This window comes from Streptococcus porcorum (assembly GCF_053203725.1).
Map to the genome: position 1 here is coordinate 1 of NZ_JBRUDG010000008.1, position 13390 is coordinate 13390.

At 38.2% G+C, this 13390-nt stretch carries 14 protein-coding genes; 1 reads left to right on the forward strand and 13 read right to left on the reverse strand.

Features of this window, described 5'->3' with window-relative positions; genetic code table 11:
- Positions 1-108 precede the first annotated feature (108 nt).
- The 8 genes from topA to ACVRWY_RS03185 all read right to left on the reverse strand — a co-directional run bounded on the left by topA (position 109) and on the right by ACVRWY_RS03185 (position 8742).
- Positions 109-2253 (reverse strand): type I DNA topoisomerase, encoded by a 2145-nt coding sequence (gene topA / locus ACVRWY_RS03150; RefSeq protein ID WP_354369199.1) that lies wholly within the window; start codon positions 2251-2253, stop codon positions 109-111.
- Between the two features lie 95 nt (positions 2254-2348).
- On the reverse strand, positions 2349-3191 hold the full coding sequence (gene dprA, locus ACVRWY_RS03155; RefSeq protein WP_354369201.1) for a DNA-processing protein DprA: 843 nt from the start codon (positions 3189-3191) through the stop codon (positions 2349-2351).
- Positions 3192-3232: 41 nt separating this feature from the next.
- Positions 3233-4168: an ROK family protein gene (locus ACVRWY_RS03160; protein WP_354369203.1), complete on the reverse strand. Its 936-nt coding sequence runs from the start codon at positions 4166-4168 to the stop codon at positions 3233-3235.
- Positions 4146-4742 (reverse strand): sugar O-acetyltransferase, encoded by a 597-nt coding sequence (locus ACVRWY_RS03165; protein WP_354369205.1) that lies wholly within the window; start codon positions 4740-4742, stop codon positions 4146-4148. The genes ACVRWY_RS03160 and ACVRWY_RS03165 overlap by 23 nt, the downstream gene beginning before the upstream one ends.
- 208 nt (positions 4743-4950) lie before the next feature.
- Positions 4951-6261, reverse strand: a complete 1311-nt coding sequence (locus ACVRWY_RS03170; protein ID WP_354369207.1) for a nucleobase:cation symporter-2 family protein — start codon at positions 6259-6261, stop codon at positions 4951-4953.
- Positions 6262-6431: 170 nt separating this feature from the next.
- Positions 6432-7202, reverse strand: coding sequence for a ribonuclease HII (rnhB, locus tag ACVRWY_RS03175; RefSeq protein WP_354369209.1), 771 nt, complete (start codon positions 7200-7202; stop codon positions 6432-6434).
- The gene (ylqF, locus tag ACVRWY_RS03180; RefSeq protein ID WP_354369211.1) at positions 7189-8040 is read right to left on the reverse strand and encodes a ribosome biogenesis GTPase YlqF; all 852 of its coding nucleotides are present in this window, start codon (positions 8038-8040) and stop codon (positions 7189-7191) included. Before ylqF ends, rnhB begins: the two co-directional genes overlap by 14 nt.
- Before the next feature lie 564 nt (positions 8041-8604).
- On the reverse strand, positions 8605-8742 hold the full coding sequence (locus ACVRWY_RS03185; protein WP_354369213.1) for a hypothetical protein: 138 nt from the start codon (positions 8740-8742) through the stop codon (positions 8605-8607).
- A 129-nt stretch (positions 8743-8871) separates the two neighbouring features.
- Here ACVRWY_RS03185 and ACVRWY_RS03190 point away from each other — a divergent pair, with 129 nt between their 5' ends.
- Positions 8872-9705, forward strand: a complete 834-nt coding sequence (locus tag ACVRWY_RS03190; RefSeq protein ID WP_354369215.1) for a LysR family transcriptional regulator — start codon at positions 8872-8874, stop codon at positions 9703-9705.
- Between the two features lie 21 nt (positions 9706-9726).
- Here the strand turns inward: ACVRWY_RS03190 and ACVRWY_RS03195 are convergent, their stop codons facing one another.
- The 5 genes from ACVRWY_RS03195 to ACVRWY_RS03215 all read right to left on the reverse strand — a co-directional run bounded on the left by ACVRWY_RS03195 (position 9727) and on the right by ACVRWY_RS03215 (position 13370).
- Positions 9727-9873, reverse strand: coding sequence for a hypothetical protein (locus ACVRWY_RS03195; RefSeq protein ID WP_354369217.1), 147 nt, complete (start codon positions 9871-9873; stop codon positions 9727-9729).
- Positions 9863-10090: an NAD(P)H-dependent oxidoreductase gene (locus ACVRWY_RS03200; protein ID WP_354369219.1), complete on the reverse strand. Its 228-nt coding sequence runs from the start codon at positions 10088-10090 to the stop codon at positions 9863-9865. Before ACVRWY_RS03200 ends, ACVRWY_RS03195 begins: the two co-directional genes overlap by 11 nt.
- A 74-nt stretch (positions 10091-10164) precedes the next feature.
- The gene (locus tag ACVRWY_RS03205; protein WP_354369258.1) at positions 10165-11028 is read right to left on the reverse strand and encodes an aldo/keto reductase; all 864 of its coding nucleotides are present in this window, start codon (positions 11026-11028) and stop codon (positions 10165-10167) included.
- Between the two features lie 411 nt (positions 11029-11439).
- Positions 11440-12606, reverse strand: coding sequence for an ATP-grasp domain-containing protein (locus ACVRWY_RS03210; protein ID WP_354369221.1), 1167 nt, complete (start codon positions 12604-12606; stop codon positions 11440-11442).
- Between the two features lie 17 nt (positions 12607-12623).
- Entirely contained in the window at positions 12624-13370 is a 747-nt protein-coding gene (locus tag ACVRWY_RS03215) for an esterase family protein (protein WP_354369223.1), read from the reverse strand.
- Between the last annotated feature and the right edge of the window lie 20 nt (positions 13371-13390).

A 13390-nucleotide genomic window follows, 5' to 3' on the forward strand; every position in this document is an offset into this window, starting at 1 on the left:
GGTTTCAGGAACTTTGAAAACTTTAAAAAACGGATTTTGATTGCCTTGAACATAAAGAAAGAGAGAACGAATTTCGTCCTCTCTAGGTGTTAGCTTTTCATCTACCCACTACAGTTGACAAAGAGCCACTTTTTCTTCCTGGTAGTCGCAGTCATCGTTGCTACAAATGACTTGCTTGCCTCCACCACGAACTTTTTTCTCAATAAGGAAATCACCTGATTTCGGACATGTACGTCCTACAGGTTTATCCCAAGAGGTAAATTCACAGTCTGGATAACGATCGCAACCATAGAAGAGTCTATTTTTCTTTGTTTTACGCTCAATCACTTGCCCTTGTTGACAAAGAGGACAAGTGACACCGATTTCTTTAGTGATAGCTTTGGTATTGTGGCATTCTGGGAAATTACTGCAGGCATAAAATTTACCATAACGCCCCAGTTTAATAACCATCTCATGACCACAAACATCACAATCAAAACCTGCTGGTTCATCCTTGATTTGAATTTTTTCCATTTCGGTCTCAGCCTTGGCCAATTCTTTTTGGAAAGGTTGATAAAATTCATCGATAACCTTTTGCCATTCTTCTTTTCCAACTTCAACAGCATCAAGTTTGGTTTCCATCTCTGCTGTAAACGCAACGTTTACAATATCAGGGAAAAACTCTACAATTAAGGAATTCACAATTTCACCTAGTTCAGTAGGTTCAAATCGTTTAGACACTAATTTTACATAGTATCTTCGTTGAATGGTTTCTAACGTAGGAGCATATGTAGAAGGGCGTCCGACACCATTTTCTTCCAATGTCTTAATCAAGGTTGCCTCAGAATAACGTGCAGGTGGTTGGGTAAAGTGTTGTTCAGGATGGGTAGAGACTTTTTGGACGGTGTCTCCTTCTTCCATCTCTGGTAACATTTTATTTTTGTCTGAATCATTATAAACTGCCATATAGCCTGGAAATTTTAATTGGCTACCATTTGCAGTAAAGATAACACCATTTTGTGATAGGTTAACTTTCATTGTATCAAAGATAGCTGCAGTCATTTGACTTGCTACAAATCGATTCCAAATTAAGGTATAAAGCTTTAACTGATCTTTATCTAGGAATTTGGCCATGGCTTCAGGTGTATTGGTAACACTTGATGGACGAATAGCTTCATGTGCATCTTGTGCCCCTGAGGCGTTCTTCACACGATTCCCATGTTTTGAGTATTCTGCTCCGAATTTTTCTGTAATAAAGTTTGCAGCATCATTTTGTGCAATCGGACTAATACGGGTTGAATCCGTACGCATATAGGTAATGAGACCTTGATGTCCTGCTGATCCTAAACTAATCCCTTCGTAGAGCTGTTGGGCAACCATCATGGTTTTTCGTGTTCTAAAGTTAATTTTATTGGCAGCATCTTGTTGAAGAGATGAGGTCGTGTAAGGTAAGGGAGCATTTCGACGGCGTTCCTTTTTTTCTACCTTATCTACATTAAAGGTATCGCTTGTGATACGTGATAAAACAGTTTTGACATCCTCATTGGTCTGTAGTTTTAACTTTTTACCATCTAAGCCGTAAAAGCTAGCGCTAAATTTTTTATTTCCCTTTTTAAATAGCGTATCAATTGTCCAGTATTCCTCTGGTTTAAACGCTTTGATATCATTTTCACGATCGATAATCAATTTTAAAGCAACAGATTGTACGCGTCCCGCAGACAACCCTTTTTTAACTTTTTTCCATAAAATCGGCGAAATAGAGTAACCAACAATACGATCTAAAACACGTCTAGCTTGCTGGGCATCGACTAAATCCATATCAATTTCCCGTGGTTCCACAAAAGCATTTTTGACAGCGTCTTTGGTGATTTCATTAAAGACGACACGGTTTTTATCCTTAGGATCTAGTCCTAAGATATGAGAAAGATGCCAAGAAATCGCCTCTCCTTCACGATCGGGGTCACTTGCCAAGAAGACTTGCTTGGCATTCTTCGCTTCTTTTTTCAGAGAGTTAATCAAGGGGCCTTTACCGCGGATGTTAATATATTCTGGCTCGTAATTATTGTCAAAATCAATAGACATACTAGATTTCTTGAGATCTCGAATATGTCCTACGCTGGCTACAACTTTATAAGTTCGCCCCAGATATTTTTCAATGGTTTTAGCTTTTGCTGGAGACTCCACAATAACCAATTTTTTCTTAGGACTGTTTTTTTTAGTCGTTTTCTTTTTTGTAGCTGTTTTTTTAGTTGTTGTCTTTGTTGCCACACTCATTCTCTTTTCTATACTTTTAGATAAACCAAAAAGAATGATATATCATTTTTTAGACCTTGTCAATAAAAAAACATTTTCTTATAGGAAAACTTATTTTAAAAATGATACTCTGAAAGGATGTCAAGCCCTGTTGTGACGCACTTTGCTCCCTCTTTTATCAAGTGATGACAACCTTCAGAATTTCCGTCTAAAATATTACCTGGTACCGCAAAAACATCTCGGCCCTCTTCTAGTGCACGCTCACAAGTAATCAAGCTACCTGAGCGGATTTTTGCCTCTACAACAAGAACCCCAAGAGAAAGCCCTGCAATAATCCTATTTCGCTCAGGAAAATGATGACGTTTTGGGCTACTATCTGGACCGTACTCTGATAAAATGAGGTGGTTTTTACTGATATAGTCTTGCAAGGGACGGTTTTCTTTTGGATAGTATTGAGAAAGTCCATTACCTACTACAGCTATAGTCTTTCCGCCTTGCTTTAATGTGGCCATATGAGCTGCAGTATCAATTCCTCGTGCTAGACCACTTACAATGACAAAGTTCTGATTTAATTCTGCCAGTAATTTTTTAACAGTTTCTGAACCTACTTGGCTGGATTTCCTAGCACCGACAACTGCTAATTTAGGTTTTTCTAATAGTTCTAAAGCCCCTTGATAGAATAATAAAACAGGCGGATTGTAAATCGCTTTTAGCTCTTCAGGGTAAATCTGATCTAAAATTGAGAACGAGGGGAAACGCTTAAATTCTTCCAGCAATAGTTTTTTATTCAAGCTTTTATACCGTTCTAACACCAGACTAGGATGTTTACAATTAGAAATACGGATCATTTCTTTAAGTGATGGTGACGTCTGATTTTTTTTGATATAGCTTAAAATTTTATTCAGACCTAGATTGGTAATACCTGCTGTTTTTAGTTTATACAATTCAAAATTATTCATAATTTCCCTCCATTTTTCTATTCGATAATGGAGAGTTGTAGTTAATCATTTATTTTTTTAAATTGACAATAAGCTCCAACTAGGTTGGCTTGTTGTCGAAAAGAGCAAGCTATGATAGGCAATTGACTTAATTGATTAGGCAAACTAACTTGCTCTCCTAATAGTTGAAGGTATTGCTTGGTAATTTCTTCTATTAGTAAGGGTTGCTGACTAATACCACCCCCTACAGCTACCATTTCTAGTTTAAATATATTTCGTAAATTTAAAATCAATATGGCAATATCTTGGCAGTATTTTTCGAAAAGTTCTTGTAAGTTTTCTTTTTGACCGAGCTTGAGTTGCTTAAAGACCTCTTGTCCGTCCTCCTTTTTTAAATCTAAGATTTGACTCGCTCGTTTGATAAATTGAACTGCAGAGCCAGTGTTAGCGATAAGGTTGCCGATGCCGTTGATTTGTAAACCTAACGATTGCGACAAACTTTCAATGCCTTTAAATTCACGCAATCCTCGTTCCCAAATGTCTGAGGTTGAAAAATCTTTAAAGGTCATCAGATCTTGATCAGAAACCAAGGCTAATCCTACACCTGTCCCTAGAACGAGGACAGCTCCATAGTGGCAGCTTTTCAAACTTCCGTATTGCGATTCTGCTAACCCTGCAGCATCTGCATCATTCAACACACTGACGGGGAGGTGATACTTTTCTTCTAAATACTTCCCCAATGGAAAGTTTTTTAGGTAACTAATCAGACCACCATGATAAACATAGCCGCTGACCACATTGATTTGCCCAGGGAACGAAATTGCCACACCCTTAATCTGATGATGATAGTCTTTTATAAGTGACTCTAGATAGAGAAGGAAATGATTTAACTGATCAGGTGTCTTGTGTTTTTGTTGATGTGATAACACAAGATTATCATCTATTAGGGCTGATTTAATAAATGTCCCTCCAATATCAATGCATAAGAGCTGAGTCATCAGTTTCTTGTTTCTCCTTTTTTGTTTCATCAATAGTTTTAATGATGCGCGCTGGATTACCAGCAATAAGGACATTATCTCCGTAAGACTTTGTGACAACGCTACCTGCCCCCACTACAACATTATCACCTAAAGTAACACCAGGAAGGATAATAGCTCCGCCTCCAATCCAAACATTATCCCCAATGGTAATAGGCGCTCCGTATTCTAGCCCTGCGATTCTCTCTTTGGCTGTTAGAGGATGCAAGGGGGTTAATAATTGAACATTTGGTCCTAACATAGCGTTATCTCCAATCCGAATATCACAGACATCTAACATGGTACAATCAAAATTGGCATAAAAATTTTCTCCAACATAAATGTTAGTACCATAATCGCAAGAAAAACGTGGCTCCATGTAGATAGAGTCACCGGTTGCTCCAAACCATTTTTTTAAAATTGAAGCCCTTTTTTTACCATCTTTTTCTTCATTAAATGTAGCCATATTTTCTCGAGCCTTTTGGCGTAAACCTTTTAGTTCAACATCCCCAGCATCATATAATTGTCCTGCTAACATTTTTTCTCTTTCTGTCATAATCCACCTCTATTCATATATTATCCTCACTATAAAACTTTGATTCAAGATTGTCAATTTCTTTTTTAACTTTACCACAAAAAAGCTTAAGAAGAAAATTGCCTCATCAAAAAAAGCTCCCTTCATCTCCAAGCATAGAGGCTCAATGAACCTGTTAAGTTTGGAAACGAAGGGGCTTATTCTTAAAATTAATGCTAGACGTTATATCTTAGTCTCTGTCTTTTAAAACAATATTTAATAAAAGAGCAGCTAGTGTACCTGTTGAGATACCTGATGATAAGACCATTTGAAGTGGTGTTGGAAGTGAGCTTAATAATTCTGGACGAACGGTTACACCAATTCCGAGTGCGAAAGCAACGGAGATAATCAAAAGTTCACGATCTCCCATTTTTACTTGTGCTAGTGTTTTAATCCCTTGAGCAGCGACAAGTCCAAACATGATGACACCCACTCCACCTAAAACGGGTTGAGGCATGATTGAAATTAGGGCTGAAATTTTAGGGAAAATTCCTAAAGCAGTTAAGATGATTCCTGCGACTACCATGACATGTGTACTAGCAACCTTGGTTAAGGTAATCAAGCCAACATTTTGAGAGAAAGCTGTGTTAGGACCTGCACCGAAGAAACCTGCGATTAAAGAGCCAACACCATCTGCTAACACTCCATTTGCGGCACGTTCACTTGATACTTTTGTATTTGATGCCTCACCAATTGCCATCATGATCCCAACTGTTCCAATAAGAGAAACAATATAAGCAGGGATAAAGGATAAAATGGATGAAAGATCAAACTTTACCCCATAGCGAAGGATGGCTGGAAAGGAAATCCAAGCTGCATCTCCTACTGCTGATAAATCAACCTTCCCGAGAACAATACAGAGTAGGTAACCAAAAATCATGCCGATAAAAACAGAAGCAGTTTTCCAAAGGCCTTTTCCGAAATGATTAAGTAAAAGTGTAAAGACCATAACGATAAAAGCGATGCTAATATTTTCTAAAGAAGCATAATCTTTGGCACCTGAGCCCCCCGCTGCCCAGTCCATGCTAACTGGTAAAAGCGTAATCCCAATGAGTGATACAACTGTCCCTGTAATAAGGGGTGGGAAGAATTTCATCAAAGGTTTGATAAAACGGCCTAGAACAATTTCAACTAAAGAACCTGCTATAGTGGCACCAACAATCCCTGCAATCCCAAAACGTGAACCGACACTGATGGCTGGGCTTGCAAAAGTAAAGTCTGTTCCCATCATCCCAGATACACGTGCTCCGATAGGTCCAACTCCTTTTGATTGTAGAATTGTTGTAATCCCTGCAACAAAAATTGCGGCAGCAACCATAGTTGAGGTATCTTCAACACTTAATCCTAGAGCTGAAGCTACTACTAGGGGAACTGCGATAATTCCTGCAAAAGCAGCTAAAATATGTTGAAGTGCCAAGATAACTGTCACACCAACAGGTGGTTTGTCATCTATCCCGTAGAGCATTTTTTCTGGCTCTTTAACCGAATGTTCTTTAGACATGTTGTCTCCTTTGTGTAAAAATAATGATGTCATTTATTTTATCATAAGATGTTCTTTCTTTCAAGGTCAAAAACGAACATTTTATTACATATATGATTTATTTATTCGTATTTTATAAAACGACAATAATCAAAAAGACCCTCGTAAGAGGATCTCTCTGATTATTGTTGTTAGTTGGAAATTAGCATTGATTTAATCGGCTCAAAACTTTTTCGATGAATGGGAGTGATACCAAATTGATGGAGTGCTTTTAAATGCTCTGCTGTGCCATATCCTGCATTTTTTTCAAAACCATAGCCAGAAAACTTCTGATCATAATCTGCCATCATTTTGTCTCTTGTAACCTTGGCTACGATAGATGCTGCGGCGATAGACAAGCTGTTAGCATCTCCTTTGATAATAGCTGTTTGCGGTATAGATGTCTCCAACTGCATCGCATCAATCAGTAGGTGATCAGGTTTTTGGTTTAATTCACCTAAGGCTTCTAACATAGCTAACTTTGTTGCCTCGTAAATATTAACCTGATCAATGACGCTAGCATCCTTTATTCCCACTCCAACTGCTACCGCTCGTTCCATAATTTCTTGGTAAATGACTCCATGCTTTGATTTAGGAATTTTCTTGGAATCATTGAGGTAGCGGATCTTACAACCTTTTGGAAGAATAACCGCCGCAGCTACAACGGGACCTGCTAGAGGCCCTCTTCCGACTTCATCTATTCCAGCAATCCACTCCACATGATTGTCGTAGAGTGATTTTTCATAAGATAACATAGCCTCTAAGCGAGCATCTTCTGCGAGTTCTTTTTCCAATTCTTTTTGGCGTTTTTTTATAGCTGTTTGAACGCCTGTCCGATGATCTGTTGATAATTCTTGGAAAATAGGGCTGTCAAGCTGATGAACTTCCTGCAATCGTTCTTTTATCTCTTTAATCGTTGCCATCTAGATCACTTACCTTATCGAGTGTATAAGTTCCAAGACGACCATCGCGGATATCTTTTACAAACAAAGTATAAAAACGATCATAGTCATCTCGAAAACCAAGTTTTTTTGTCAGATTCATAATCATCTCAGGCGTTTCTTCATCCAGATCAATTCCCTTAAAACGCTCTAGTAATCTCTCAGGGTAGTTAGCTTTAAAGTAATCTAATCCAAAAATAGTCACCTCGTCCATAGGCAATAAATTATCCTTAATGGCCCCTGTCAAGGCTAACTTCAAACCTACAAGTTGATCTTCAAATTTTGGCCAGAGAATTCCTGGAGTATCCAGAATCTCCAAATCCTTATTAGATTTTAACCATTGTTGTCCCTTTGTGACACCTGGTTTATTTCCGACAACTGCAATTTTCTTTCCTGCCAAACGGTTCATAAGAGTTGATTTGCCAGCATTTGGGATACCAATGATCATAGTGCGCAGAGTTTCTTTTTGGATTCCTCTTTCGCGGAGACGTATAATTTTATCTTTCATCAGCTCCTTAGCTGCGTCAGTCACTTTTTTCACTGTCGCTTGTTCTTTTGAGTTGATAGATAAAGTTTTAATCCCTTGTTTTTCAAAATAGCTCTGCCATTCTTTCGTTAAAAAAGGATCAGCTAGGTCAACCTTGTTGAGAATCATAAGTTTTGGTTTATCTCCAACAATTTTGGTCAGCATGGGGTTTTGACTAGATAAAGGTAGTCGAGCATCAACTAAAATTGTTACAAAGTCAACGTGTTTAATATTTTCTTGAACTTGACGACGGGCCTTGGACATATGCCCAGGAAACCATTGAATAATTGCCATGAGTGTATAATTCCTTTCGTATCAAGGGTTTTATGGAGGTAAACTTGTCTAAATTCTATCAGGTCACCAAAAAGTCACCACTTCCATTATACCACGATTTTCTTTATTTTACCGACCTTTGTTTCCATCTAGAAACTCTTCAAATCCTTCTAATATGATAAAGAGTCATTTATGAGCTAGGTTAATCCTATCATCTTTAAACTGTTTATTATCCCTCATGTAAGCATCTATTCAAAGTATATGGATATCTTTTCATGTTTATAAAGGTGTCCATAATCCTAAAATAATGGATTGGTTAGCATCTCTCAAATGGTTATATCTTTCGTAATCTTAAAACATTCACCTCCTAAATGACCCTCTTTTTGCTATCTGAACATAAATTCAAGCCTTTCACCACCGCTAAATTATGATGGTCAATAGTTCCACTGTACCTCATCTCATATTGAGTTGTTTGATTTGCTCCATATCCTCTTGGTCTAAGGGAAAGTCCCAAATTTCTAGATTTTTTTTGAGCTGATTAAGCTACTTGGACCTAGGAATAGCAATATACCTATTCTGAGTCTGCTAACGCAAAACAATCTCTGTATTTAAAATCAAAAAATCCGAATCCTCTGAAAAATTTGAAATATCCATCACATGAATATTTCCGTATTCATAAAGTTCTTCCATAGATCGCCAAGCTCTGTAACATTTCAATGCCATTGTTTAATCGCATTGTTTTCATCTTCTCACTTCGTTCTTCTTGCTTTTATTTTACAAAGCTTACGAAGAATAGTACAATAGCAATCAAGGAAATTAGTATTCAAATATCGAATAGTGAAAGGAGATCCGATGCTACAACTTCAACAATTAGAACAACTCATCGCCTTTGCGGATCAGGGGACCTTGTCCAAGGCAGCAGAAGTTTTATTGATTTCTCAGCCCTCGCTAACGCGCAATATGCAGAGCTTGGAAGATGAATTAGGGGTTCAACTCTTTCAACGAAGCAAAAACAAGCTTGTCTTGACAGAAACTGGGGAATACACTGTCAAACAGGCAAGAAAATTGTTGAAGCAAGGTCAAACTTTTCTAGAAAATGTCCAACGCTTTTCGATGCAGGCAACTACCTTGTTTGGCGGTATCTGTGCTCCCGGGGTTGAATGGGAACTACGCTCCAGACTTGCTGAACAAGAAATCAATCAAGAAATTCGTTTGGATTTACAAGAAAATGAAGCTTTAATTTCTGGCCTGTTGGACGAACACTATCAATTCATCGTAACGGATTTCCTACTAAATGAAGATGGCATCCTATCAAATGGCTTTTTCATGGAGCAACTTTATCTCTCTGTACCTGCTACCCATCCATTTGCTCTACAAGAGAGCATTACTCTTGACGACTTAGCTGGTTTGACCATGTTATTACGGTCTGATTTGGGAATATGGCAACCACTCGTTGACAGTCTGACAGAGACAAAATTCATTGTTCAAAAAGATTGGGAAGCCTTTGAAGAATTGGTTTCAGCTTCTGCTCTGCCAAGTTTTTCTACAAACATCACCCAACTATCGTCAGAAAATGATAGTCAGAGGGTTCATGTTCCTATTTCTGATAGGGAAGCTACTAAAACATTCTATATTTCTGCCTTAAAGAAAAACAAGGCTATTTTTGACCAATTAACAAAAAACTAGGCGGAAGCGTCTAGTTTTTTGTTAGCTATTCACCATTCCCTGATAATCCATTTCATAAAGTCCAACATAGCGGCTCATGGTATAGTCCCCCATGTCTAACACTTTTTGTGTTGGAGCAGAACCTTGAAAGATAAAATAAAGGTTTTTGCCAACTAACTCATCTGTCACCAGACCGTACTGGCAATCCAATGACCAGATTGTCTACAGCAAAGACCTTTTGAATGGCCTCCTTGAACTGATCGTCTAAAAAATCTTGACCGTAACCATAAATTTTGTAGTCTGCTAAATGCAGGGTTTCATATCCTTGATTTCTGAGCAATCTTTGAGCTAGAGCAACCGTATTTCCATTTTTATTTGGACTGCCATTGATAAATAAAGTTGTCATAATCTTATTCACCTTTAATAAAAAATACTCTGCACTATTCAACAAGTGAACAATCGCAGAGTAGAAATAATAATTTATTTTTCATTAGCATGAATATCGTAGGCAGTCAAAAGATACTCTCCCACACCTGGTGCATCTGGATCGTGTGAGCCTTTGCCCTTATCAAGAGCACGAAGGGCGGCCATTTCTTCAGCGGTCAACTCAAAATCAAAAATGTCTTTGTTTGATGCCATACGGCTTTTCTTGGTTGATTTTGGCAAGACAACGATTCCCTCTTGGTTTTCAAAACGGAGGATAATTTGACCCACATCTTTACCATACTTGCTTGCTAGCTCTGTAATAACAGGCTCTTCAAAGAGATCTTTGTTGCCTTGACCGAGTGGTGCCCATGCTTCAATGGTCACTTGATCTTTTGCAAGCAAGTCACGTAATTCTTTTTGTTGGAAGTATGGGTTGAACTCAACTTGGTTGACAGCTGGGATAGTCGCAAAATTTGGAACAAATTGTTTCCAAAAGTTCGGTGTGAAGTTTGAAACACCGATGGATTTGATTTTACCAGCTGCTTTGGCTTCTTCAAGAGCTTTCCAAGCCTCTTCTACTTCTCCATAAGGTTGGTGCAGTAGATAAAGGTCCAGATAATCAAGACCCATTTTTTCAAGGGTCGCATCAATAGTAGCTTTAGCTGTTTCATAGGAAAAGTCTTGGATCCAGAGTTTGCTAGTGACAAAGATTTCTTCCCGTGGAATTCCTGAATCCTTGATTGCTTGTCCGACTTCCTTTTCATTGAAATAGGCTTGCGCGGTATCAATATGACGGTAGCCGACTTCCAAGGCTTCTTTCACGGCTGTGTAGGTTGATCCATCTGCTGGGATTTGAAATACTCCAAAACCAATGGCAGGGATTTTGTTTCCGTCGTTAAGTGTCATTGTTTGTATCATCATTTTTACCTCTTTCTTATGTATGAATCCAGTATAGACTTTATTTCTTGAATGGTACAATACCGATTTGTAATTCTAGTATGCATTTTATGAATACTAGGGCTATGCTTTTATTTTTACCTTATAAAAGGGATTGAACAACCTGCATGTTGGCTTCCTCCTTGACAATTCTCACATATAGAATACAGCTCTAACCCTCATCTGTACAATAGTTTTTTTACATACTAGTATTCAAAAATGGAATGCTAAATTGAATTCAACAATTTGAATCACTGAGTAAAATTTTCAAAGCTGTGGTTTTAACTACCATTGTAATTGGTTTCTAGGGGGAGAATTAACTTTACTGTGCTGATAAATAAATACTAAAAAACCCGTCATTGACGAGTTTTTGTTTTTATGAAATATGATGTGCTATTGTGTTTTTCCGATAAAGTCAATCATCTCATCTAACTCTTTTTTACTCTTAGTCACAAGTAGATAAGCATCATTTCCTTGTAGCTCCGCAAAAGCATCAGGCATACGTTTAACGGTCTTGAGATTGTCTGCATAGCGTTCATAAATCTCAGTAGCTGGGTAAAGGTAGTTGGTGGTGTCACGGCGTGTAGCCACAAGGCAATATTGCGGCTCAAACACACGCTCCTCCACATTTCCACCGGTCACGATATTAGCATAGTCTCGGAAAAGGTCAATTGAATGCGCATAGTTATAAGCTTCGACAGTAAAGCCCCCTGCCATACGGTTATTGTACTCAATAGCAATATAATCTTTTCCATCTTTGAAAAACTCAATGTGGAAGAAGCGCTCTTTCATTCCAAATTCTTTAATAATGGCACGACCATATTTGACTAATTGGGGATCCAACTCTTTTTCAATATAATAAGCGTTATCTTTTTTACTTTGCATCAATTCAAATGGGGTGTGAACATAAGTTAGGCCTGTTTCAAAAACCACATTTCCATGACGATCAACCAAACCATCATAGGTTGTGATGATGCTAGAATTGACAAATTTTTCAAAGAAGTAAGCAGTTTGTCCATCCCAAGCTTGTTTAAAAGTTTCCAAATCAGCTTTTTCAGTTAATTTGAAAGTTCCTGAAGCACCAACGCCATTGTCAGGCTTAGCAATCATAGGAAATCCAATTGTTTTTACAGCTTTTTCAATGTCTTTTTCTGTTTTAACCACCATGCCCGGTACGACTGGTACACCTGCTTTAGTGAAATGTTTTTTCATCTCAGACTTGTATTTCGTCTTTTTAAGGTGTCTTGGTTTAGCACCGAAAATGTTAAATTGTTCACGTAAGGAAGCGTCATTTTCCAACCAGTGCTCATTGTGGGATTCCACTCGATCAATCGGGCCATGTTTATACATCAAGAAAGCTGTTGCTCGCTTAACCTCATCAATATTCTCCAAGTCATTGACACGGAAATATTCTGTAAGAGCATAACGTAGTTCTTCAGGCAATTGATCATAGGGTTCTTGCCCAATACCTAGAACCGTAACGCCTTCTTTTTTAGCCAATTCAATGGTGAATGGTTGGAAATTTTCTGGATAAAAAGGGGAAATAACGAGATAATTCATAGGTAGTCCTTTCTAGATTAAAGTCCGATAGAATGTAAGAAGAATGGCATTTGTTTTCTCCACCAAACCCAGTCATGAGCAACATCAGTTCCCCAGGTGTCAAACCAAGCTGGAATATTCTTCTCTTCAAAGGCACGTTTTAGGTTATAGAATGAGTCCAGACCGTCTTGCTCCCAATCACCCAAACCTGTGCAAACGATAATATCAGCCTGACGGTATTTGTCAATAAACCAGCCATCATTTTGATTCCAGATGTAGTCTGCTGGTGAATTTTGATAAACGGCATCATCATGACTGTAATCTTGGTTATTGTTAAAGAATCGAGCATCATAAATACCTGAAAGGGCAATGACTTTTGTAAAGACATCAGGATGTTGAAGGAAAAAGTTTAGCGCGTGATAAGCTCCCATAGAACAACCTGTCGTCATCATACCGTCATTCCACCCTGTCTTGTATTTAATGAATGGAATCGCTTCTTCAATGACATAGCGTTCATAGGCGCGGTGAGCTTCAGCCTTATCGTGAATAGACTTCCAATCAGCTAACCAACTTTCCTTATCATAACTAGTGAGGGTGAAAAACTGGACTTTTCCAGCTTCAATTGAACCACGACAAGCTTCTATCATTCCAAAATCCGCATACTCATTGTATGAGCCACCTGATGAGGCAAAAACAACCACAGGAATACCTGCGTGACCATAACGATTGACATTCATTTCTTGACCAAGATTTCCTGACCAATGACTTAAAAATTCTACATGCATATTTTTTCTCCTAACTATTT

Excerpts from the sequence above, each read along its gene's own strand:
- topA (WP_354369199.1), bottom strand. The coding sequence starts at position 2,253 with ATGAGTGTGGCAACAAAGACAACAACTAAAAAAACAGCTACAAAAAAG.
- dprA (WP_354369201.1), bottom strand. The coding sequence starts at position 3,191 with ATGAATAATTTTGAATTGTATAAACTAAAAACAGCAGGTATTACCAAT.
- ACVRWY_RS03160 (WP_354369203.1), bottom strand. The coding sequence starts at position 4,168 with ATGACTCAGCTCTTATGCATTGATATTGGAGGGACATTTATTAAATCA.
- ACVRWY_RS03165 (WP_354369205.1), bottom strand. The coding sequence starts at position 4,742 with ATGACAGAAAGAGAAAAAATGTTAGCAGGACAATTATATGATGCTGGG.
- ACVRWY_RS03170 (WP_354369207.1), bottom strand. The coding sequence starts at position 6,261 with ATGTCTAAAGAACATTCGGTTAAAGAGCCAGAAAAAATGCTCTACGGG.
- rnhB (WP_354369209.1), bottom strand. The coding sequence starts at position 7,202 with ATGGCAACGATTAAAGAGATAAAAGAACGATTGCAGGAAGTTCATCAG.
- ylqF (WP_354369211.1), bottom strand. The coding sequence starts at position 8,040 with ATGGCAATTATTCAATGGTTTCCTGGGCATATGTCCAAGGCCCGTCGT.
- ACVRWY_RS03185 (WP_354369213.1), bottom strand. The coding sequence starts at position 8,742 with ATGGCATTGAAATGTTACAGAGCTTGGCGATCTATGGAAGAACTTTAT.
- ACVRWY_RS03190 (WP_354369215.1), top strand. The coding sequence starts at position 8,872 with ATGCTACAACTTCAACAATTAGAACAACTCATCGCCTTTGCGGATCAG.
- ACVRWY_RS03200 (WP_354369219.1), bottom strand. The coding sequence starts at position 10,090 with ATGACAACTTTATTTATCAATGGCAGTCCAAATAAAAATGGAAATACG.
- ACVRWY_RS03205 (WP_354369258.1), bottom strand. The coding sequence starts at position 11,028 with ATGATACAAACAATGACACTTAACGACGGAAACAAAATCCCTGCCATT.
- ACVRWY_RS03210 (WP_354369221.1), bottom strand. The coding sequence starts at position 12,606 with ATGAATTATCTCGTTATTTCCCCTTTTTATCCAGAAAATTTCCAACCA.
- ACVRWY_RS03215 (WP_354369223.1), bottom strand. The coding sequence starts at position 13,370 with ATGCATGTAGAATTTTTAAGTCATTGGTCAGGAAATCTTGGTCAAGAA.